Source organism: Rhodobacterales bacterium HKCCA1288 (assembly GCA_015693905.1).
Lineage (GTDB): Bacteria > Pseudomonadota > Alphaproteobacteria > Rhodobacterales > Rhodobacteraceae > M30B80.
Genome location: CP065161.1, coordinates 2086818 through 2109232 on the forward strand (window position 1 = coordinate 2086818; position 22415 = coordinate 2109232).

The following is a 22415-nucleotide window of genomic DNA, read 5'->3' on the forward strand; positions in this document are numbered from 1 at the left end:
GACCACTGGAGGGCCGATGACAGATAGACCTAAAACACCGCTTTTGGATCAAGTGACCACGCCGCGTGATTTGCAGCGGTTTTCTGATCATGATCTGATCCGCTTGGCCGATGAATTGCGCGCCGAGACGATTTCGGCTGTCTCCGAGACGGGTGGGCATTTGGGGGCTGGTCTGGGTGTAGTTGAATTGACCGTGGCACTTCACGCCGTATTTGACGCCCCGCGTGACAAGATCATTTGGGATGTCAGCCACCAATGTTATCCGCATAAGATTTTGACAGGGCGGCGGGATCGTATCCGCAGTCTGCGCCAAAAGGGTGGCTTGTCAGGCTTCACGAAACGCAGCGAGTCGCCCTATGACCCGTTTGGCGCTGCGCATAGCTCCACCTCTATTTCTGCGGCGCTTGGCTTTGCCGTTGCGCGCGATTTAAGCGGTGCCTGCGAGACAGGTTTGGGAGATGCGATTGCGATTATCGGTGATGGTTCGATTTCCGCAGGCATGGCCTATGAGGCCCTGAACAATGCGGGCCATCTGAAAAAGCGGTTGATTGTGATCCTCAACGACAATGAAATGTCGATTGCACCGCCGACAGGTGCGATGTCGGCTTATTTGTCCCGCCTTTATGCAGGCGCGCCGTTTCAGGAATTCAAAGCCGCCGCCAAGGGCGCAGTATCGCTTTTGCCTGAGCCTTTCCAACATGGGGCGCGCCGCGCGAAAGAACTGCTGAAATCCGCGACAGTCGGCGGCACCTTGTTCGAAGAATTGGGCTTTGATTACATCGGCCCGATTGATGGGCATGATATGGATCAGCTGCTTGCGGTTCTGCGCACCGTCAAGGCGCGGGCGGATGGGCCGATGCTCATTCATGCGATTACCAAGAAGGGCAAAGGTTATGCTGAAGATCGCCCAGATCGCGGCCACGCCACCGCGCGCTTCGATGTGGTCACGGGCAAGCAACATAAAGCACCCTCAAACGCGCCCTCATATACGCGTGTCTTTGCAGATGCGCTGATTGCCGAAGCCGCCGAGGATCCGTTGGTGACGGCTGTCACGGCGGCGATGCCAGACGGAACAGGCCTGAACCTTTTTGCAGAACGCTTTCCCGAACGCTGTTTTGATGTGGGCATTGCCGAACAGCATGCGGTGACCTTTTCGGCGGGTATGGCCGCGGGTGGATTAAAACCCTTCTGCGCGCTTTATTCGACCTTCTTGCAACGCGGCTATGATCAAGTTGTGCATGACGTGGCCATACAACGTCTGCCTGTGCGCTTTGCGATTGATCGCGCCGGGCTTGTTGGTGCCGATGGCGCCACCCATGCGGGCAGTTTTGACATCGCCTATCTGGCAAATTTGCCCGATTTCGTGGTGATGGCGGCCGCCGATGAAGCGGAATTGGTGCATATGGTGCGCACCGCCCTCGAGATTGGGGATCGCCCCTCTGCCTTCCGCTTTCCGCGCGGCGAAGGTGTTGGGGTCGAGTTACCTGCACGCGGTCAGGCGCTTGAAATTGGCAAGGGGCGGATGATCGCGGACGGCAATCGCGTGGCTCTCTTGAACTTTGGCACCCGTCTGAAAGAAGTGCGCGAAGCTGCAGAGATTTTGGCCCAGAAAGGGATCACGCCCACGATTGCTGACGCGCGTTTTGCCAAACCCTTGGATACAGATTTGATCGACCAACTCGCCCGCCATCACGAGGCGCTGATCACCATCGAAGAAGGGGCGATTGGCGGCTTTGGCAGCCATGTGGCGCAGCATCTCGCGGAAACGGGCGTGTTTGATCGGGGGATCAAATATCGCTCCATGGTGCTGCCCGATATTTTCATCGACCAAGCCAGCCCGCGCGACATGTATGCGGTGGCAGGCATGAATGCCGAGGATATCGTGACCAAGGTTCTCATGACCTTGGGTGTAGATGTTTTGGGGAAGCGGGCTTAAACGCCTATTTCCCCAACCGCTCCTCAATCTTGCGCAGCCGCTCAAGCACCTCATCGCGATAGGCATCAGTGGCGGCGTTGCTTTCTTCGGCATGCGCGTCTTGCATGGAATTGACGATCAGGCCAACCAGCAGGTTCACCACCGCAAAGGTCGTGACCATGATGAATGGCACAAAGAACAGCCACGCATAAGGATAAACATCCATCACGGGGCGCACGATGCCCATGGACCAACTTTCCAATGTCATGATTTGGAAAAGGGAATAGAAAGACGCGCCAAGCGTGCCGAACCATTCGGGGAAAGACGCCCCGAACAGTTTGGTTGCCATCACGGCACCGATGTAAAAGATGATCCCCATCAGCAAGAATACGCTGCCCATTCCTGGCAAGGCGGTGACAAACCCCTCGACCACGCGGCGCAATCGTGGCGCGGCTGAAATGACACGAAGCACCCTCAAGATGCGCAAGGCGCGCAGAACTGACAGCCCGTGGGTGGCGGGCATCAGCGCGATCCCAACGATCAAGAAATCAAAAACGTTCCATCCTGAGCGGAAAAACCGCGCGCCATGGGCCACCAGTTTCAGCGCAATTTCGATCACGAAAATCGCAAGGCAAATCCAGTCCAATGTCAGGATAATGGTGCCCGCCGTGCCCATAACTTCGGGCGATGTCTCAAGGCCCAAAAGAATGGCGTTAAAAATGATCACGCCGATGATGAATTGGCGGATGCGGGGGCGGTCTAGCCAATCGGCAAGTATCTGTCGCGTGGTCGCAAAATCACGGGTCATAGCAGCCATCCTTGAGCGCGTTACCGCGCCATATGGGGTCGGGTAAAGCGGGCGGCAAGTTCTATATGCGGCGACCAACGGAATTGGTCGATGGGCTGCACCCATTCAAGGCAATAACCTGCGTCAATGAGCGTTTTTGCGTCACGGGCAAAACTGATCGGGTTGCAAGATAGAAATGCAATCTGGGGGATCTCGGTTTTCGCCAATTCATGCACCTGTGCCTGTGCGCCTGCACGGGGCGGGTCGATGACCACCGCGTCATATTTGGCGAATTCGTCACTTAAAACGGGGCGGCGAAACAGGTCGCGGGTTTCGGCGGTAATGGGCTTTAGCCCGTCCGCATAGCGGGTGGCGTCTTGCAAGGTCTTGACCATATCGGCGCTGCCTTCGACTGCGTGCACGGGTGCTGTTTCGGCCAGCGGAAAGGTAAAGGTTCCACATCCCGCAAAAAGGTCAATGATGCGTGTGGCCCCCGAAATCGCGCTGCGTGCAGCGGCCAAAAGCGCTGCTTCGCCCGATTTGGTGGCTTGCAAAAATGCACCTGCGGGTGGGGTGACACGCGCGTGCCCCATTTGGTGATAGGGTGGGGTTTCCATAAAGACGACCTCATCCCCCCATGTCAGGCGCAGAAATTCGGTGCGGAATTTTGGCAATTCAGCCCGCAGCGCATGATCTAAGGGCTTGCCGCCCGTCACGTGGAGGTCAAGGCCGATGTCGGACTGGGTTAGGCTAAAGCCCAAAACCGCACTGCGCGATCCCCCTAAACGGGCGATCTCGGCCAATACGGGCAGCGTGGCCACCATCTCATCGGGCAAAAGGTGACATTCGCCGATTGGCACAATGACGTCCGATTTTCGGGCATGAAATCCCACCATCGCCCCCGATTTCGTGCGCCGCGCTGCAAAGGTGGCGCGCCTGCGTGAGTGCGCAGGCGAAGTTAGGGTTGCGCGGATATCGGTTGTGATCCCGTGCGCGGCAAGCGCAATGGCAATTTGGTCTGCCTTCCACGCACTGACAAATGTGTCCGAGGCATGTTGCAGGCTGCACCCGCCACAGGATTTATAATGCACGCAGACAGGTTTTACCCGCGCGGGGGAAGGGGTCACAATTTTGGCCCCGTCCAATTGACCTTCGTTTACCACGCCGCGCACCACCTCGTCTGGCAAGGTGAGGGGGACGAGGATTTGGCCTCCGTCTGCGTTCTGTGCAATACCATCGCCGCGATGTCCGAGGCGGGTGATTGTGAGGGTTTCTTCGCTCACGCGGAACCTCCGTCTGGATTAAGAAAGCCGCCCGATTGGCGGTTCCACAGCGAAGCATAGAGCCCGCCCTTTGCCAAAAGCACCTCATGCGGGCCATCTTCGATGATGTGGCCTTCATCTAAAACGATGATGCGATCCATCTGCGCAATGGTCGACAGTCTATGCGCAATCGCAATCACGGTTTTGCCTGCCATCAGGTCGCTCAGCGTGTTTTGGATGCTCGCTTCAATCTCGCTATCAAGCGCGCTTGTGGCCTCGTCCAAAATCAAAATCGGCGCATCTTTCAGAACCACCCGCGCAAGCGCAATGCGCTGTCTTTGCCCGCCCGAAAGTTTCACCCCGCGTTCGCCAACATGGGCCTCAAACCCTGTGCGGCCCTCTGGGTCTTCAAGATCATGGATGAACCCTAAGGCCTCGGCGCGTTCTGCGGCGCGGATTACGTCAGCATCACTTGCATCGGGGCGGCCATAGGCGATGTTGTCGCGCACGGAGCGGTGCAACAGGCTGCTGTCTTGCTGCACAACGCCCATTGTGGCGCGCAGGCTGTCTTGTGTCACATCGGCAATATTTTGGCCATCAATGCGGATTACGCCGCCTTCACAATCATAAAAACGCAGCAAAAGTTTCACGAGGGTTGATTTCCCAGCGCCAGAGCGCCCGACAAGCCCGACCTTTTCGCCGGGCTGGATGGTTAAACTGAGGCGATCTAAGCCACCCGCGCCGCGCCCATAATGGTGACTGACCGCGTCAAATTCGATCAATCCTTTTTCGAATTTGAGGGCGGATGCGTTATGGTGGTCACGCAATGTGATCGGTTGGGCAATGGTCTCCATCCCCTCCATCACCACCCCCAATTCCCGGAATAGGCTTGAGAGAGCCCACATGATCCAGCCCGTCATTGCATTGAGCTGTAAGGTCAGGGCGGTTGCCGCAGCCACAACGCCAACAGTTGCCGTTCCCGTATACCACAACCAAACCGACCAACCGACAACGGACACGATCAAAAGTCCGTTCAAGGTCAATAGCGTGACGTCCATTATCGTGAATATCCGCATCTCGCGGGCGAATGTTTGGCGGGTGTGCTCAATGGCCTCGCGGGCATAGTCCAGTTCGCGTGTTGTATGCGCGAAAAGCTTGACTGAGTGGATGTTGGTATAGCTGTCAACGACCCGTCCCGTTGTCATGGATCGCGCATCTGAACTGGCCTTGGAGGCGGGGGTGACATTGCGGATTGTCCAGCGCACCAACAGCCCATAAAGCCCGCACCAAATCACCAAGGGCACGGCAAGCCGTGGGTCTGACTGGGTCAGTAGGATCAGCGCGCCGATGAAATAGGCGATGGAAAATGTGATGGCGTCAAAAATCTGAAAAACCGCATCGCCTGCGGCGGGTGGGGTTTGCATAATCCGCCCTGCGATACGGCCCGCAAAATCATTTTCAAACCATCCGACCGATTGACGTAAAACATGCCGATGTGCCCGCCAACGGATCAGCGTGCCGAAATTCGGCAGGATCGCATTGTTCAAAAGCCCCACATCCAAAAGCTGCATCAAAGGGCGGACTAGCACCACAAAAAGCGCGACTAAGCCAAGCTCGAGCCCGTGATTTGCAAAGAGTTCTGCGGGACTATTGACCGATAGCAGATCAACAACGCGCCCCAAATAGACGATCAACCCCAATTCAATCGAAGCGACCACCATCGACATAAAGGCGGCTGCGATGAACACCCGTTTGAAGGGTTGCGCATAGCTGCGCAAAAATGGCCAGAGTCGATTGGGGGGCGTATCCTCATCGGCGTAGGGCGTATAGGGATCTACCAGTGTTTCGAAAAATCGGAACATTGCATCGGGCCTGATTGGTTGATTGGGTCGCAGCCTGACCCTGTGGCGCAATATAGGGCGGGGCTCACATAAAGACCATTGCGGCTGTCAGCGCGAGGGCGCTTGCCATGGTTTTGCGAAAAATATTCCATGCACGCGGCGTGGTCAGAAGCCGCGCTAAGGCCGTTCCTGCCGCGGCCCAAAACAGACAGACAAAAAGATTAATTCCTGAAAAGGCGGAGGAAAGGCGCAAGGCTTCTGTCAAAAGCGTGCCGCCCGCGCCAAAGCCCGCGGCGGCGGCAAGGCTGACGGCCCAGACCTTGGGATTGACCCATTGAAACATCACAGCCTGAAGAAAGGTAAACGGCTTTGCGACCTGTCGCGCCTTAGGATCCGCCGGTTTGGCCCGCCATAGGGTGAATGCCATATAAAGGATCCAAGATGCTGCGGCTATTTTCATCAATAAGGCAGCCACTGGATAGGCCAATAAAATTGCGCTGACGCCAAGACTTGAGGCCGCGGCAATCACCCCCACCCCTGCGGCGACACCGAAAATATGCGGAATGGTCGCGCGAAACCCGAACAGCGCGCCTGATGTGGTCAAGAGGATAACATTTGGCCCAGGCGAAAACAGCCCTGCAAAAACAAATGGGTAAAGCGGATCCATGGGCGATGGTTAGGCAGGCTCACGCAGGATGCGCGGCACTTTGAACTCAACATTTTCCACGGCAGTCTCAACCTGTTCGACTGTCACATCATAACGCGCCCGCACGGCATCAATCACTTCATTGACCAACAGCTCTGGCGCAGATGCGCCCGCCGTCAGACCAAGGCTGGTAATCCCCTCAAGCGCGCGCCAGTCAATATCGGTCGCCCGTTGCACAAGCTGCGCATAGTTGCAGCCCATTTTTGCCCCCACCTCGACCAAGCGTTTTGAATTTGAGGAATTGGGCGCGCCCACGACAAGCATGGCATCTGCCTTGACCGCCATCGCCTTGACGGCCTCTTGGCGGTTGGTGGTGGCGTAGCAAATATCTTCTTTGTGCGGGCCGATAATCGCAGGGAACCGTGTCTTGAGGGCCGCAACAACATCGGCGGTGTCATCAATCGAAAGGGTGGTTTGCGTCACAAAGGCCAGTTTCAGAGGGTCGCGTACCGTGAGGGTCGCAACATCCGCCACTGTTTCAACCAAGACAACTTCGCCCTCGGGCAATTGGCCCATAGTGCCAATCGTTTCAGGATGGCCCGCGTGGCCGATCATCACGATCTGCAACCCCGCCTCATGATGTCGCGCCGCCTCGATATGCACTTTGGATACAAGCGGGCAGGTTGCATCAACATATATCATCTGCCGCCGCTCTGCGGTTGCGGGAACAGATTTGGGCACCCCATGGGCAGAAAAAATCACGGGTCGATCATTTGGGCACTCGTCCAATTCTTCGACAAAAACTGCGCCCTTTTCGCGTAGGGCATCCACCACGAATTTGTTATGCACGATTTCATGGCGCACAAAGACGGGTGCGCCCCATTTCTCGAGAGCCATTTCCACGATTTTAATTGCGCGATCTACACCTGCGCAAAATCCGCGCGGTGCGGCCAAATAGAGGGTGAGGGGCGGTTTTTGCATAGTATCTCTCCGATCACCCCACAGTTAAGTCTTTGTGGCCCCGCCGTCTAGCGTTTCTACCTACACCGCATCCGTGCAAGCGCCTCACACATGCCACATTTCCTGCGCATCAATGGGCAAGGTTGATCAACCCATCGATCAAAATATCTTCTGGTTATCGATAAATTTAATATTTTTCGGCACGATATTTGCATGGGTTTAACGCGTGAGGGTGAGTGCTATGTGCGGTGCTAAGGCGATGTTCAGAATTATCTTCCAAATTGGCCGCCATCGCGGGGAGATGTGATGAAAAGGCAATCAAACCAAACGGTGCAGATGCAGCCCACCCATTCGAGCCAAACACTCAATGCGCTCCGCAATCGTTCCGTCTATGTGTCAAATATTGTGGTAACCGTAACCGCCGCAGGGTGGTGCGCGATTGGCTTCGCGCTTGGGGAAATGCCGATTGTCTATCTTGCCCTGTTCATGATGGGCTCGACCACGCTTGCCATTTTAGTCACGTTTTTTGGTCATCACACCATCGGCAAAATCCTGTGGTTTTTTGCAGGCTTGGTGACAATTACGGGTGCATTCTTTGTCTCACATCCAACAGCGCGGGTTGAATTCATGTATTTCGCGGTGGTGGCGGGGCCGTTTTTGGTTTTTTCCACGCGCTATCAACGCGGCCTCATTGTGACGCTGTTATCCATTGCTATCTGCACATGGATGCTCGCTGAATATCTTGGGTATGATTATTTTGGCGGGCCTTACATCTCGGAAGAGATCGGCAGCGTGCTGCGCTATGTGGTCTATCTGACCGTGTTTGCAGTTTTAGCAATTGAATTATTGTTGATCGGTAATCTGACAGAAACCTTCAATCAGCGCCTGACCGAAAGTGAGGAACGCGCCATTGCCGCCAATCAGGCAAAATCTGCCTTTCTTGCTGCGATGAGCCACGAAATCCGAACCCCAATGAATGGGGTGGTGGGGATGATGGAATTATTGGATCAGTCCCCCTTAAGCCACGAACAAAAACGCTTCTTAGCAACAGCGCGCCGTTCGTCCTATGCCCTCTTGCGGTTCATTGATGACGTATTAGACGTCTCCAAAATTGATGCGGGCAAACTTGAACTTGCCCCAGAAAAGACGGATCTCTTGGCGCAGGTTGAAAGCACGGTCGAGGTCATGCGCGGCTATGCTGATGAACGCAATGTCACTGTGCGGTTCCGTTATGATTTAAGCCTGCCAAAATTTGTGATGATGGATGGTGGCCGCTTGGGGCAGATCACGCTGAACCTTTTGTCCAACGCGATTAAGTTCTCCAGTCCCCGCGATCGCGATGGATTGTCAGCCCCCCGCGCGGAAGTGGTTGTTCAGGTTACCCGCTTGGGTGAAATCCATGATGGCCGCGGGCAATTTGTATTAGAGTTCCGCGATAATGGCATTGGCATGGATGCTGACTTCATGCGCGAGATGTTCGAGCCCTTCACACAATCGGGCGCATCTACGGCCTTGCATTTTGGCGGCACAGGTTTGGGCCTGACAATTGTCAAGCAATTGGTCGATAAATTGGATGGCCAGATTGCCGTGCAAAGTGCTGTTGGCAAGGGCACAACCATTCGCATCACGTTGCCCCTCATTGAGGCATGCGAAACATTGGATTGCCCGCAGCTTGATGGATGGGCGATCCAAGCTTGGGCGAATGCCCCCGAAGATCGTGCGACCCTTTCCCCCTATTTTGAGGCCCTTGGCGCCACCCAAAATTGGGTTGAAACCATGGAAGATTTGCAGAGCCTCGCGGAAACGGCACCCGATAAGTCACTTTTTGTAATGGTTTTAGAAAATGCTGACCTGCCTGATCCTACGCAGGATTTGGGCGCGTTTTCGAAGGTCAAGCTTTTGGGCCTCACGCGCCGCCGTGGGATGAGAACGGGACATTTGTCCCCAGATTTATTTGTTGCCCAAATTCGCCCACTATTGGCCAGTGACCTGCTTGCAGGTTTACGCCACCTCACAGGGCATCCCATTGCGGCACAATCCCCGCTTTTAAGCGCCGATATGATGCACCGCCCTGATCTAGCCTTTGAGAATGCCGAACGGGACCGCCGCGATATCGGCAAGACAAATTCACCCAATACCAAGCCACGGATTTTGTTGGTTGAGGATAACGAGGTGAATCAAATCGTGCTGACATCACAATTGCGACTTCTGGGATATGAAAGCCAGATTGCCATCAATGGGCGCGAGGCGCTTGCGGCGCTGGATCAAGACTGTTTCGATCTGATCCTCACCGATTGTCACATGCCCACGATGAATGGTTTTGAAATGACCCGCGAAATTCGGGCGCGTGAAAGTGCGTCAGGGTTCTCAAAAATCCCTATTATCGCCATCACGGCTGACGCCGTTGGCCATGACCGCCAAAAGGGGATTGATGTCGGCATGGATGCCTATCTGACCAAGCCTGTGCGCTTGGGGGATTTGTCGCAGATGTTGTCGCTCTATCTGGTGGGGGAGGAAGAGGGGCGCGGTGCCATGCGCAGGGCGCCTTAATAGCTTTCCTCAAAGTCATCCTCACCGCCATTTTCGCGCGGGGGGCGTCCTACTGCGTCTTTTAACTCGTCCAATTCAATGAAATTGTCCGCCTGCCGCCTTAGGTCATCGGCAATCATGGGTGGGTTCGAGCGGATGGTGGACACAACCGAAACCCGAACGCCCTTGCGTTGGATGGCAGCCACAAGCGGACGAAAATCGCCATCGCCAGAAAACAGCACGATATGATCGACATGGTCTGCGATTTCCATCGCATCGACCGCCAAATCAATATCCATATTCCCTTTGATCTTGCGGCGCCCTTGCGCATCTGTGAATTCCTTGGCGGCTTTCGTCACCATGGTGAACCCGTTGTAGTTCAACCAATCCACCAGAGGGCGAATCGGGGAATATTCGTCATTCTCAAGAAGGGCCGTATAATAAAATGCGCGAAGAAGTTTTCCGCGTTGCATGAATTCTTGGCGTAAGAGTTTATAGTCGATATCAAACGCCAAAGCCTTGGCTGCCGCATAAAGATTTGAGCCGTCAATAAAGAGCGCGAGGCGCTCATCACGATAAAACATTTGAAAGACCTTATAACAAACAGACCAATCGCGGCCTTGAATAATTCGTCAAAATATCACGATCAGCAATGCAGAGCAAAATAGGGGATAAATCATTTGGCGCAAGCTTTCCTTTCTAATGCGGAGCCGCGCAAAGCACTTGTCGCGCTTGGCTCAAATCTACCTGTCGAGGGGCAGGCGCCGCGCGTGGTTTTGGATCGTGCGATTGCACAGTTGCGGGACTATGTGACCGCACAGGGTGGTGGCGATTTCAAATTGAGCCAACTCTATCGAACCCCTGCATTTCCTGCAGGTTCTGGCCCTGATTTTGTGAATGCGGCGATCTCCTGTGACTGGCCATTAGACCCAAATTCGCTGCTGGAAAAGCTGCATGCTATAGAGGCCGATTTTGGCCGCAGCCGTTCACAACGCTGGGCCGCGCGTGGGTTGGATTTGGATCTTTTGGGCCTCGGCAATTTGGTTTTGCCAGACCCAGACACATGGCAAGTTTGGGCCAATCTCTCGACAAAAGAGGCGCAATCGCGCGCGCCTGATCAATTGATTTTACCTCACCCCCGCATGGCTGAGCGCGGCTTTGTTTTAATCCCGCTCTGTGATGTTGCCCCAAATTGGTGTCACCCGATCCTTGGCGAAACGGTTTCTGAATTGCGCGCAAAATTGTCGCCCGAAGAGTGTCGTGAGATCAATCCACTGTGAGGGCGCGTGCGGTCTTTTGCACTTGTATTTCGGGGGCGGTCTGACTATTTACGAGGCTTGCGCCCCTCCCTTAATCAGCCTTGGAGAGTTTAGTATGGCCCGCGTGACGGTAGAAGATTGCGTAGACAAGGTTCCCAACCGCTTTGAATTGGTGATGCTTGCTGCACATCGCGCCCGCGAAATGGCGTCTGGCTCGCCGCTTACTGTGGATCGCGACAATGACAAGAATCCTGTCGTTGCGTTGCGCGAGATTGCAGAAGAGACACAATCCGCAGATGGCCTGCGCGAGCGTTTCATTGAATCGCATCAAACTCAGATTGAGGTTGATGAGCCTGAAGAAGACACGATGACATTGTTGCAAAGCGCCGATCAGGATCGTCCACAAGCGGATGATATGACTGAAGAACAGATGTTGCGTGCCCTGCTTGAAGCGCAGGGGCAGAACTAAAACAGGCGATTTATGGACGGAAATGGATCAGATCGAAGCGGCCTTCTCGATGCCGATGATCTGATCAGTCTTGTCCGAAACTACAATCCAAAATGCAATGAGGCCCTCCTGCGGGGGGCCTATTCCTATGCGCAGGATATGCATCAGGGGCAAATGCGCCAATCGGGTGAGGCCTATTTCACCCACCCTGTTGCGGTGGCCGCGATCCTGACCGAGATGCGGCTGGACGATGCCACAATCGCAACGGCGCTGCTGCATGACACGATCGAAGATACCAAGGGCACCTATTCCGAACTGGAAAGCCGTTTTGGGACGGATGTTGCGGAATTGGTCGATGGCGTGACCAAGCTGACCAATTTGCAGCTATCCAATCGCGAATCAAAGCAGGCTGAGAACTTCCGCAAATTGTTCATGGCCATGTCCAAGGATCTGCGCGTGATCCTCGTGAAACTGGCCGACCGATTGCACAATATGCGCACCATCCGCCATATGCGCGCCGAAAAGCAGCTGCAAAAATCGCGCGAGACAATGGATATCTACGCGCCGCTTGCAGGCCGTATGGGGATGCAATGGATGCGCGAGGAGTTGGAAGACCTTGCCTTTCGCGTGGTCAATCCCGAAGCCCGCAATTCGATCATGCGCCGCTTTTTGACCCTGCAGAAAGAATCGGGCGATGTGATCCCAAAGATCACCGATGATATCGAAGCCGTTTTAGCTAAGCATGGCATTTCTGGCGATGTCTATGGCCGTGCCAAAAAGCCCTTTTCGATTTGGCGCAAAATGCAGGAAAAAGACCTCGCCTTTTCGCGTTTGTCTGACATTTACGGATTTCGCGTCATCGTTGAGACAGAGGATGAATGCTATCGCGTTTTAGGGGCGATGCATCAAAGATGGCGTTCTGTTCCGGGAAGATTCAAGGATTACATCAGCCAGCCCAAGTCGAACGGCTATCGTTCGATCCATACCTCTGTTTCAGGGCGAGATGGTAAGCGTGTTGAAATCCAAATCCGCACGCGCCAGATGCACGAAGTTGCTGAATCTGGTGTCGCGGCGCATTGGTCCTATCGAGACGGGGTGCGCGCGGCGAACCCGTTTGCGGTTGATCCTGCAAAATGGTTGTCCACGCTGACAGAACGCTTTGAGATGGCCGAGGACCATGATGAATTCCTCGAACATGTGAAGTTGGAAATGTATTCCGACCAAGTGTTTTGCTTCACGCCTAAAGGGGATGTTGTGAAGTTGCCGCGCGGGGCGACCCCGTTGGATTTCGCCTATTCGATTCACACGCGCATTGGCCATTCTTGCGTGGGGGCCAAGGTTGATGGCATTCGCGTGCCGCTTTGGACACGCCTGAAAAATGGCCAATCGGTCGAGGTTGTGACCGCCGAAGGTCAAAGCCCGCAGGCCACATGGATTGATATTGTGGTGACAGGCCGTGCTAAGGCCGCAATCCGCCGCCGCCTCCGCGAAGAGGATCGGGGGCGTTATATCAAATTGGGGCGCGAATTGGCGCGGGTGGCGTTTGAGCATGCCAATAAGAAATCCACCCCCAAGGCCTTGGACACAGCCGCCAAGGCGCTTGGCCTCGAAGATGGTGACGAGGTTTTGGCGCGGATCGGATCTGCTGAAATTTCGGCGCGCGATGTGGTGACCAAGCTTTATCCAGAACTCGCCACCAGCGGTGATTTTGTCGATGTCGATCAAAAGCGGGCTGTGATTGGTTTGCCCTCGGGGTCAGATGTGCAGCGTGCCCAATGTTGCCAGCCTGTGCCAGGTGAACGGATTGTGGGCATCACCTATCGCGGGCGTGGGCCAATGGTTCATGCGATTGACTGCGAATCTTTGGCTGAATTCGACAACGCGCCCGAGCGTTGGATTGATCTGCATTGGTCAGAAGGTCGGCACGCTGCGGTGCATAACGTCACGATCAACGTGACGATTTCGAATTTTAACGGTGTTTTGGGAAGAATCTGCACATTGATTGGCGAACAAAATGCCAATATCTCTGATTTACATTTTATCGACCGAAAGCCAGACTTCTTTCGTTTATTAATTGATGTTGATGTAAGGGATGCTGAACATCTGCATGCGGTGATGATGGCATTGGAGGCTGATAGCGATGTCGCCAAGCTTGGCCGTTATCGAGATGTAGAAAGGCGTCCTTAGACCCGACACGGCGCGGGTGTAGCTACGCGAGTAAGGGAGAGGAACAATCCGTGGTGTTTAAGCGAAGGGATCAGCGACCCTTGCTTCGGATTGTGGCCGAATGGGTCTATCCGCGTGGCGGATGGATGCGTGCCTTCCAATATGTCACCCATCGTCTGAACCGCCTGCCGGGATCGGCGGAATCGATCGGGCGTGGTGTTGCCGCTGGTGTATTTGCTGTCTTTGCGCCCTTTTTCGGGTTCCACTTTTTCATCGCAGCTCTGCTTGCATGGATTTTGCGGGGCAATGTGATTGCTTCGCTTCTGGCGACTTTTGTCGGCAACCCGCTGACCTATGTGCCGATTGCGATAATCTCGCTTGAAACAGGGCATTTCATGCTTGGCTCAACGATGCGCAGTGATGTGAATGCAGGGTTGATTGCGCGGTTTCGGGGGGCGGCGGGTGATTTGCTGCATAACCTGTGGTCGATCTTCTCAGGGGCGCCCGCGCATTGGCATGAACTCAAGATTTTCTATGACACGGTATTTTTCCCATGGATGATTGGGGCGATTATTCCAGGGATTTTATCATCAATCTTGGCCTATTTTATCAGTGTGCCTCTGATCCGTGCGTATCAAAAGCGCCGTATTGCCAAGCGCAGAGCGAAGATTGAGAAACGCCGCGAACAGGCTGGCACTTCGGCCGCAAAACGCTAGATTAATTTTCATTGTCCAATGGGTGGGAGGCACCAGATGACCCGCGATCTTAGGCTGGGGGTCAATATTGACCATGTCGCAACATTGCGAAACGCGCGCGGTGGTGCGCTTCCTGATCCTGTGCGGGCCGCCCTCTTGGCCGAAGCGGCGGGGGCTGATGGCATTACGGCGCATTTGCGCGAAGACCGCCGTCACATTCGGGACGAAGATATCGCGGGGCTGATGGCGGCGATTAAAACCCCGCTCAATTTCGAGATGGCCGCCACCGCAGAGATGCAAAAAATCGCCCTGTCTCATCGCCCGCATGCCGCCTGTATCGTTCCTGAGCGGCGCGAAGAACGCACCACCGAAGGTGGCCTTGATGTGGCAGGGGACGAGGCGCGCCTTGCGGAATTCATTGCGCCTTTGCGCGATGCCGGTATCCGTGTGTCGATGTTCATCGCCGCAGACCCGCAGCAAATTGCGGCAGCCGCGCGCATTGGGGCGCCTGTGATTGAACTGCATACGGGGGCCTATTGCGATTACCACGCCGAGGGTGAGATGGAGGCCCACAAAGCCGAACTTTCCCGCTTGATTGCAGGTGCAAAACAGGCGGCTGATCTGGGCCTTGAGGTGCATATGGGGCACGGATTGAATTATGAGACAGTCACCCCGATTGCGGCCATCAAAGAGGTGCGCGAATTGAATATTGGTCATTTCTTGATCGGCGAGGCGGTGTTTACAGGGTTATCTGCCGCTATTGGTGAAATGCGCCGCCTGATGGAGGAGGCCCGCGCGTGATTTTGGGCATCGGAACGGATTTGGCAAATATCGAACGCATCCAACGTGCGCTTGATCGGTTTGGTGATCGGTTCCGCAACCGCGTATTCACCGAACATGAACAAAAACGTGCCGAACGCATGCAAAACCCCGCTGCGGTTTACGCCAAAAGATGGGCCGCCAAAGAGGCCTGTTCCAAGGCACTGGGAACGGGGCTGCGCATGGGGATTGCGTGGCGCGATATGTCGGTGACGAATTTGGAAACGGGCCAGCCCGTGATGCACGTCACAGGATGGGCGCAAGAGCGGCTCAACGAAATGACCCCAGAAGGGTATGATGCCGTTATCCACGTTACATTGACCGATGATCACCCATGGGCGCAGGCATTCGTGGTGATCGAGGCGCTGCCAGATGGGATATCTGCGCAACTTCCCGCTATGCCAACCCCGCCAAACCGTTCGCTTGCTTGACAGCAGGGCGCGCGCGGCCCATGAGGGGCGTGGGTCGGTTGACGTTTTGGCAATCCTGCCGCGATGCGACACAAGGGTGCCACAGGCGAAGGCCACCGCGATTTTTTAGCGGATGGGGCAAAACGCATGGCAAGCTATAAGGCAAAAAAAGAGGGAATCGGCGAGACGATCAAAACGATTGTCTACGCGCTGCTGATTGCAGGTGTCTTTCGCACCTTGTTCTTTCAGCCATTTTGGATCCCGTCAGGCTCGATGAAAGACACGTTGCTGATCGGTGATTTCCTGTTTGTGAATAAAATGGCCTATGGCTATTCGCGTCACAGCTGCCCTTTCTCGATGTGTCCCTTCTCGGGCCGCATCTTCGAGACATTGCCCGAGCGTGGCGATATCGCCGTATTCCGCCATCCCACCAATGATGCAGATTTCATCAAGCGTGTTATTGGTCTGCCCGGGGATGTGATCCAAGTTCAAGACGGCCAGTTGATCATCAACGGCACGCCCGTCCCACAAGAGCCAACAGCACCTTTCGTGGAGGCGTTTGAGCCACAAGGCCCGCTGGGCCACCTGCCGCGCTGTTCCAATGCGCCTGTTGGGGCGGGTGGGGTCTGCGAAAAAGACCGCGCGATTGAAACGCTTCCCAATGGGGTATCGCATGCGGTGTTAAATATTGATGATCGCTCCTTCGCGGATAACACCCCCGAATTTACCGTGCCCGAGGGTCATGTCTTCGTGATGGGCGACAATCGTGACAACTCTCAAGATAGCCGTTTCCCACGTTCTATTGGCGGGGTTGGATTCGTGCCTGTTGAAAATCTTTTGGGTCGCGCAGATCGGGTGATCTTTTCTTCTGCAGGGGATCGCATGGTCTATTTCTGGACATGGCGCAGTGATCGGTTTTTTAGAGCATTACAGTGAAATTATCGCGTGAGATTGATGAGTTTTGCGCCCGTTTAGGGCATAGCTTTTCCCGCCCCGAATTGATTTTGCGGGCTTTGACCCATTCTTCGCTCTCCTCTCCGACCCGTGCGGATAATCAACGCTTGGAATTCTTGGGGGATCGCGTGTTGGGATTGGTCATTGCTGAGCTGTTGCTCGAACAGGATCAAGACGCGCCAGAGGGGCAATTGGCCCCCCGCTTTAACGCACTTGTGCGCAAGGAAACCTGTGCCGAAGTCGCGCGCAGCGTAGATTTGGGCGCGGTGTTGAAATTGGGCAAATCCGAGATGATGACGGGGGGGCGCCGCAAAGATGCCCTTTTGGGCGATGCGATGGAGGCTGTGATTGCCGCCGTTTACTTGGATGCAGGTTATGACGCAGTGCGTGGGCTGATCCGCCGTCTTTGGGCGGGCAAGGCCGATACTGTGGCCGATGATGCCCGCGATGCGAAAACCGCCTTGCAGGAATGGGCGCAGGCCAAGGGGAAAGGCTTGCCTCGCTATGCCGAGCTAAGCCGTGAAGGGCCAGATCATGCCCCCACCTTCACCATCGAAGTGACGCTCAGTTCGGGCGAGGCCGCGCAGGCTAGTGCCAAAGCCAAGCGCCACGCCGAACAAGAAGCCGCAAAAAAATTGCTTGCCGCCCTCGAGGGTGGTTCCGCTTAATGCGTCTGGCGCTAGGGCTGATTTCCCTCTATGCCCAAAGATCGTTGAAAAAAGGAACTGCCTATGACCAGCCGCGCTGGATTTGTTGCCCTTATTGGTGAGCCGAACGCAGGTAAATCTACCTTGCTTAATCATATGGTCGGGGCAAAAGTTTCAATTGTGACCCATAAGGTGCAGACCACCCGCGCGCGTATTCGTGGTGTGGCGCTTGAGGGCGACAGCCAGATTGTTTTTGTCGACACGCCTGGTCTGTTTCGGCCGCGCCGCCGTTTGGATCGGGCGATGGTCGCGGCCGCTTGGACAGGGGCCGCAGATGCGGATGTGGTTGTCCTGCTCATCGAGGCCCATCGTGGATTGACCGAAGGGGTCAAGGAAATCTTAAGCGGTTTGCTTGAAAAGGCCTCGGGTCGGAAGATCGCTTTGGCGATAAACAAAATCGACCGTGTTGAGGCCCCTCAGTTGTTGAAGCTGACCGAAGAGGCCAACGCGGCTTTTCCATTTGTGAAAACCTTTATGATCTCCGCAGAGCGCGGCCATGGTGTGGGCGATTTGCGCGAATGGTTGGCGCAAGAGATGCCAGAGGGGCCGTGGCTTTACCCTGAGGATCAGATTGCGGATTTGCCAATGCGCATGATCGCGGCAGAGATGACCCGTGAGAAACTGACCCTGCGCCTGCATCAAGAATTGCCCTATCAATTGACGGTGGAAACCGAGAGCTGGCAGGAACGCGATGATGGCAGCGCGCGCATAGATCAAGTGATTTACGTCAGCCGTGACGGACATAAGGGCATTTTGTTGGGCCATCGGGGCGAAACAATTAAGGCCGTTTCGCGCGCCGCGCGCGAAGAATTGGCCGAGTTTCTTGGCCGCAAGGTGCATCTATTTTTGCAGGTTAAAGTGCGCCCGAATTGGCTCGAAGAATCTGAGCGCTATTCAGAAATGGGCCTCGATTTTAAGGACGGGAACACCAAGTGACCCCCCGTCTGCGCGCAGAGTTTTGGGTTCAAGCCTATCTGCGGCGGCTGTCTTTGTCCGAGATCCCCGCCTTTGTCGTGGCGCGGGGTGATAGTGATGCGGGTGCGGTCTTGGTTAAGCTGTCCTTGCTTGATGGCACCGCCTCCTTGTTTCATCGTGGGTTTGATCTAGAGACCGGTGCGCGGGTCTGGGATGTGCTGACGCAAGGGCCAGAGGCGGAGGTCGATGCAGCCATCACCAAACAGCGCGAATTTGACCCTGATCTTTGGGTAATTGAGGTGGAAGATCGTGCGGGTCGGCATATGCTAGATCAAGAGGGATTGCTTTAGCCGCAGCAAAGGGTCTGATCTGATGGAATGGCACGCAGAAGGTGTATTGCTCGCGGCGCGGCGCCATGGGGAATCTGCCGCCATCCTTGAAATTTTCACGGCAGAGCAGGGCCGTTTCGTGGGCGTTTTGCGGGGTGGCGCCTCTCGCAAAATGGCCGCCCATTTGCAAGTTGGCACGCAGCTTCAGGCGACATGGCGCGCGCGCCTCGCGGATCATATGGGCGTCTTCACAATCGAGCCTTTGATCGCGCGCGCGGCCCCTGTAATGAGCGACCCTGTGCAGCTTGCAGGGCTCAACGCGGTTTGCGCCCTTTTGTCTTTTGCCCTGCCTGAACGCAGCGCCTACCCCGCGCTTTATGCACATAGCCTTGCACTGTTGGATGGGCTTGGTGCGGATCATTGGCTCGATGCCTATGTGCAATGGGAATTGGCGCTGTTGTCTGAGTTGGGCTTTGGCCTTGATCTGAGCCACTGCGCCCGCACAGGCGTGTCGCAGGATTTGGCCTATGTGTCGCCGCGCACAGGGCGCGCTGTGGCGCGCGATGCGGCGGGTGAATGGGCAGATCGCCTTTTGCCCTTGCCGCGTTTTTTGCAGGGGGTTGGCCCCGCTGATCACGCTGAACGGCAAGCAGGCTTGCGCCTGACAGGGCATTTCTTGGCCAATCATTTGGCCCCCAGTTTGGGGGATCGCCCACTTCCCGCCGCGCGTGGGCGCTTGGTGGATATCCTCAACCGTCAAGGCTGAGGGCTGAAAACGAGGGCTGCGCCCTCAGCACTGCGCAGAACCAATTGCCCATCCTCCACAGCCGTGCTGCGGGTCGCCTCAAGGGCGCTGAAATAGGCGAATTCTTGGTCGAGATTGGGGCAGGCCATCAGCGTAGCGCCAATTGGGCCTGACCTGAGGCCAGTTTCCACCACTTCGAACCGACCAAAATAACGGTTGCAGGGGCCTTGACCATAAAAGTTAAATTCTGCGTCCACCTCCAAGGTTATGCTTGGATCAGACTGCAATACCCATGCCCCGACAGGGGGCATGGGCTTGTCTTCATTGCAGGCGGCGAGTGCCAGAAGGGCGGCACATGCCCTCAAGGCGCGCATGATTAGCCAAGAAGGCGGCGCGCAATCACCTGAGCTTGGATCTCTGCCGCGCCCTCAAAGATGTTGAGGATACGGGCATCGCACAAAATACGGCTGATTTTATATTCAAGCGCAAACCCATTGCCGCCATGGATTTGCAATCCGTTATCCGCGGCGGCCCATGCCACCCGTGCGCCAAGCAATTTGGCCATTCCTGCCTCAAGGTCGCAACGGCGGTCATTGTCTTTTTCGCGAGCGGAGAAATAGGTCAATTGCCGCGCAATCATGATTTCTACGGCCATCATGGCCAATTTTGAGGCAACACGCGGGAATTCGATTAGGGATTTTCCGAATTGTTTGCGATCTTGGGCATATTGCATCGAAACATCCAATGCGGATTGTGCCACGCCGATGGCGCGGGCAGCGGTTTGGATGCGCGCGCTTTCAAAAGTTTGCATCAGTTGCTTAAAGCCTTGCCCCTCTTGGCCGCCCAAAAGGTTCTCGCCCTTCACCTCGAAATTGTCGAAGCCAAGTTCATATTCTTTCATGCCTCGATAACCCAATACCTCGATCTCGCCGCCCGTCATACCTGCGGTGGGGAAGGGGTTTTCGTCATCGCCCGGTGTCTTTTCAGCCAAGAACATCGACAGGCCACGGTAATCGGTGGTCGTGGGGTCAGTGCGGGCCAAGAGGGTCATGACATGGGTGCGTGACGCGTGCGTGATCCATGTCTTGTTACCCGTGATGCGGTAATTGCCCGCCTCATCCTTGACCGCGCGGGTGCGCAGGCTGCCCAAGTCTGAGCCAGTGTTGGGTTCGGTGAACACGGCTGTTGGCAGCTTCTCCGCGCTTGCCAAGGCGGGCAGCCATTTTTCCTTTTGCTCATCCGTTCCCCCAGCAAGGATCAACTCAGCCGCGATTTCTGAACGCGTTCCAAGGGACCCCACACCAATATATCCGCGGCTAAGTTCCTCCGAGACGACACACATCGCCGCTTTGGAAAGGCCAAAGCCACCATACTCCTCTGGAATGGTGAGGCCGAACACGCCCATCTCTGCCAGCTCTTCGATCACCGAGAGGGGGATCAGCTCGTCTTTCAGGTGCCAGTCATGTGCGAAAGGCTCGACCTTTTCCAGCGCATAGCGGCGGAATTGTTCGCGGATCATTTCCAATTCATCTTCAAGGCCTGAAGCGCCAACAGTGATTTCTGCGGCGCGTTCCTGCATCAACTCAACAAGGCGCAAACGGGCTGCTTGGGTGTTGCCTCGTGTGACCAATGTGGCGATTGCATCCGTTTTCAGAAGATTTGCATCTGCGTCCCCAAGCCCAAGTTCAGACAGGCGCAGCACTTCGCCTTGGTTCATAGCAATCCCGCCCTGAAGTTGGGCCAGATATTCGCCAAAGGCAATTTGCAAGATTAATTGTTCAATATCACCAAACTTGCCCTCACTGCCCAAGAGTTCGGCCCATGTTTGCATCTGGCGCAGCGCCTCAACATAGGTGGCAAGCCAGGCCAGACCATGGGCAGCAGTCTGTTCCGCCTCAATCGCCGCGCCTGAGATTTTCCCGTCCACTGTCACCAAATCGCGCACGGCGTCTTTGGCACGGGCCAAAACCGCCTCGACTGGGGGCAGGGCCTCTGCTGTCAAAGCGGTGAGATTGGCCAAGATCACAGGGGCAGCGGTCATTTCGGCGTCACGGGGCATAGCGTCTCTCCAAATTGAGGGTGCGCAAGGGCAAGCTTATCTTTCGATTCTGCACCTGCTTCTAAATCATTTTGCAGATGCAGCGCAACATTAATTCGAAAAAATGCATCGAAAAGAATTAAAATGTCGCGCTTGTTTTGGTGTTGGATGTGCGCAATACCCTGACCAAGGCAGGGAGCAGCCATGACAGATTTCTTACACCTTATGCCATATTGGGCTTTCGCCCTCGCCCTTGGCGTGACTTTTGCAGCAGGTTTCGTGAAAGGTGCGGTTGGCTTTGCCATGCCCTTGATCATGATTTCGGGTCTGTCGATGTTTCTAGAGCCGCAATTGGCGATTGCAGGCATCATTTTCCCGATCGTCCTTTCCAACGGATTGCAGGTGGCCCGTTATGGATGGGCTGAGGCCAAAACGGCGTTTGAGGAATATTGGCGGTATATCCTGATCGTCTGTGTGATGATCGTTATCGTTGCGCAATTTGTGACCGTCATACCAACCCAAACGATGTATCTGATCCTTGGTTTGCCTGTGGTGGTGTTAACCCTGATCCAGTTGATGGGCATCAAATTTCACATTCCACCGCAGCACCGCCGCAAGGCGGAATGGGGTGTCGGCACTTTGGCGGGGGCTTTGGGGGGGCTGACAGGCACATGGGGGCCGCCCACGGTTCTTTATCTCATTGCCCTTGATACCCCAAAGGCCCGCCAAATGTTGGTGCAGGGTGTGGTCTATGGTCTGGGGTCGGTCAGCCTGTTGACGGGGCATCTTTCCTCAGGGGTGCTGAACCTGACCACGGCACCGTTTTCGGTGGCGCTGCTCATCCCTGCCTTTCTGGGCATGCAGGTGGGGTTTAAGCTGTCTGATCGGCTTGATCCCGTCAAATTTCGCAAGATCACATTGGTCGTTCTACTTGTGGCAGGGGCCAATTTGGTGCGCCGTGGTTTGATGGGCTGATAAAAAAACCGCCCC

General features: G+C 55.4%; 23 protein-coding genes. 14 read left to right on the forward strand and 9 right to left on the reverse strand.

All coding sequences use genetic code 11. From position 1 onward, the window contains the following. The first annotated feature begins 16 nt into the window (after nt 1–16). Nucleotides 17–1936, forward strand: coding sequence for a 1-deoxy-D-xylulose-5-phosphate synthase (locus I3V23_10215; protein QPI84946.1), 1920 nt, complete (start codon nt 17–19; stop codon nt 1934–1936). A gap of 4 nt (nt 1937–1940) precedes the next feature. On the opposite strand, the gene I3V23_10220 is transcribed toward I3V23_10215, so the two are convergent. The 5 genes from I3V23_10220 to ispH all read right to left on the reverse strand — a co-directional run bounded on the left by I3V23_10220 (nt 1941) and on the right by ispH (nt 7432). Further along, nucleotides 1941–2723, reverse strand: coding sequence for an ion transporter (locus I3V23_10220; GenBank protein ID QPI84947.1), 783 nt, complete (start codon nt 2721–2723; stop codon nt 1941–1943). Nucleotides 2724–2743: 20 nt separating this feature from the next. Further along, nucleotides 2744–3985 (reverse strand): class I SAM-dependent RNA methyltransferase, encoded by a 1242-nt coding sequence (locus I3V23_10225; GenBank protein QPI84948.1) that lies wholly within the window; start codon nt 3983–3985, stop codon nt 2744–2746. After that, the gene (locus tag I3V23_10230) at nt 3982–5826 is read right to left on the reverse strand and encodes an ABC transporter ATP-binding protein (protein QPI84949.1); all 1845 of its coding nucleotides are present in this window, start codon (nt 5824–5826) and stop codon (nt 3982–3984) included. Before I3V23_10230 ends, I3V23_10225 begins: the two co-directional genes overlap by 4 nt. A gap of 64 nt (nt 5827–5890) precedes the next feature. Continuing rightward, nucleotides 5891–6472: a LysE family translocator gene (locus I3V23_10235; protein QPI84950.1), complete on the reverse strand. Its 582-nt coding sequence runs from the start codon at nt 6470–6472 to the stop codon at nt 5891–5893. Nucleotides 6473–6481: 9 nt separating this feature from the next. Continuing rightward, entirely contained in the window at nt 6482–7432 is a 951-nt protein-coding gene (gene ispH, locus I3V23_10240) for a 4-hydroxy-3-methylbut-2-enyl diphosphate reductase (GenBank protein ID QPI84951.1), read from the reverse strand. A gap of 285 nt (nt 7433–7717) precedes the next feature. Here ispH and I3V23_10245 point away from each other — a divergent pair, with 285 nt between their 5' ends. Then, nucleotides 7718–9961: a response regulator gene (locus I3V23_10245; protein ID QPI84952.1), complete on the forward strand. Its 2244-nt coding sequence runs from the start codon at nt 7718–7720 to the stop codon at nt 9959–9961. Here the strand turns inward: I3V23_10245 and I3V23_10250 are convergent. Continuing rightward, nucleotides 9958–10524 carry an NYN domain-containing protein gene (locus I3V23_10250; GenBank protein ID QPI84953.1) on the reverse strand — a complete coding sequence of 189 codons (567 nt, stop codon included), beginning with the start codon at nt 10522–10524 and terminating at the stop codon, nt 9958–9960. The two genes, I3V23_10245 and I3V23_10250, sit on opposite strands and share 4 nt — an antisense overlap. 96 nt (nt 10525–10620) lie before the next feature. On the opposite strand from I3V23_10250, the gene folK reads away from it, so the two are divergent. The 11 genes from folK (at nt 10621) to recO (ending at nt 19408) form a co-directional block, all read left to right on the forward strand. Continuing rightward, the gene (gene folK, locus I3V23_10255) at nt 10621–11220 is read left to right on the forward strand and encodes a 2-amino-4-hydroxy-6-hydroxymethyldihydropteridine diphosphokinase (protein ID QPI84954.1); all 600 of its coding nucleotides are present in this window, start codon (nt 10621–10623) and stop codon (nt 11218–11220) included. Between the two features lie 94 nt (nt 11221–11314). Beyond that, entirely contained in the window at nt 11315–11668 is a 354-nt protein-coding gene (locus I3V23_10260; GenBank protein ID QPI84955.1) for a DNA-directed RNA polymerase subunit omega, read from the forward strand. A 12-nt stretch (nt 11669–11680) separates the two neighbouring features. Further along, nucleotides 11681–13834: a bifunctional (p)ppGpp synthetase/guanosine-3',5'-bis(diphosphate) 3'-pyrophosphohydrolase gene (locus I3V23_10265; protein QPI84956.1), complete on the forward strand. Its 2154-nt coding sequence runs from the start codon at nt 11681–11683 to the stop codon at nt 13832–13834. Nucleotides 13835–13884: 50 nt separating this feature from the next. Continuing rightward, nucleotides 13885–14529 (forward strand): DUF2062 domain-containing protein, encoded by a 645-nt coding sequence (locus tag I3V23_10270; GenBank protein QPI84957.1) that lies wholly within the window; start codon nt 13885–13887, stop codon nt 14527–14529. Between the two features lie 36 nt (nt 14530–14565). Continuing rightward, entirely contained in the window at nt 14566–15309 is a 744-nt protein-coding gene (locus tag I3V23_10275) for a pyridoxine 5'-phosphate synthase (protein QPI84958.1), read from the forward strand. Further along, entirely contained in the window at nt 15306–15758 is a 453-nt protein-coding gene (locus I3V23_10280) for a holo-ACP synthase (protein QPI84959.1), read from the forward strand. The genes I3V23_10275 and I3V23_10280 overlap by 4 nt, the downstream gene beginning before the upstream one ends. 126 nt (nt 15759–15884) lie before the next feature. Continuing rightward, on the forward strand, nt 15885–16673 hold the full coding sequence (gene lepB, locus I3V23_10285) for a signal peptidase I (protein ID QPI84960.1): 789 nt from the start codon (nt 15885–15887) through the stop codon (nt 16671–16673). Then, on the forward strand, nt 16670–17359 hold the full coding sequence (gene rnc, locus I3V23_10290) for a ribonuclease III (protein ID QPI84961.1): 690 nt from the start codon (nt 16670–16672) through the stop codon (nt 17357–17359). The genes lepB and rnc overlap by 4 nt, the downstream gene beginning before the upstream one ends. 63 nt (nt 17360–17422) lie before the next feature. Then, nucleotides 17423–18334 carry a GTPase Era gene (era, locus tag I3V23_10295; protein QPI84962.1) on the forward strand — a complete coding sequence of 304 codons (912 nt, stop codon included), beginning with the start codon at nt 17423–17425 and terminating at the stop codon, nt 18332–18334. After that, nucleotides 18331–18663 (forward strand): DUF1491 family protein, encoded by a 333-nt coding sequence (locus I3V23_10300; GenBank protein ID QPI84963.1) that lies wholly within the window; start codon nt 18331–18333, stop codon nt 18661–18663. Before era ends, I3V23_10300 begins: the two co-directional genes overlap by 4 nt. Before the next feature lie 22 nt (nt 18664–18685). Next, nucleotides 18686–19408 (forward strand): DNA repair protein RecO, encoded by a 723-nt coding sequence (gene recO / locus I3V23_10305; protein ID QPI84964.1) that lies wholly within the window; start codon nt 18686–18688, stop codon nt 19406–19408. Here the strand turns inward: recO and I3V23_10310 are convergent. The 3 genes from I3V23_10310 to I3V23_10320 form a co-directional block, all read right to left on the reverse strand. Next, nucleotides 19399–19698, reverse strand: coding sequence for an META domain-containing protein (locus I3V23_10310; protein ID QPI84965.1), 300 nt, complete (start codon nt 19696–19698; stop codon nt 19399–19401). The two genes, recO and I3V23_10310, sit on opposite strands and share 10 nt — an antisense overlap. Before the next feature lie 65 nt (nt 19699–19763). Then, entirely contained in the window at nt 19764–21446 is a 1683-nt protein-coding gene (locus I3V23_10315) for an acyl-CoA dehydrogenase family protein (protein ID QPI84966.1), read from the reverse strand. After that, nucleotides 21425–21631 (reverse strand): hypothetical protein, encoded by a 207-nt coding sequence (locus tag I3V23_10320; GenBank protein ID QPI84967.1) that lies wholly within the window; start codon nt 21629–21631, stop codon nt 21425–21427. Before I3V23_10320 ends, I3V23_10315 begins: the two co-directional genes overlap by 22 nt. Between I3V23_10320 and I3V23_10325 the strand changes: the two genes are divergently transcribed. Further along, on the forward strand, nt 21630–22400 hold the full coding sequence (locus I3V23_10325) for a sulfite exporter TauE/SafE family protein (GenBank protein QPI84968.1): 771 nt from the start codon (nt 21630–21632) through the stop codon (nt 22398–22400). The genes I3V23_10320 and I3V23_10325 overlap by 2 nt on opposite strands. The last annotated feature ends 15 nt before the right edge of the window (nt 22401–22415 follow it).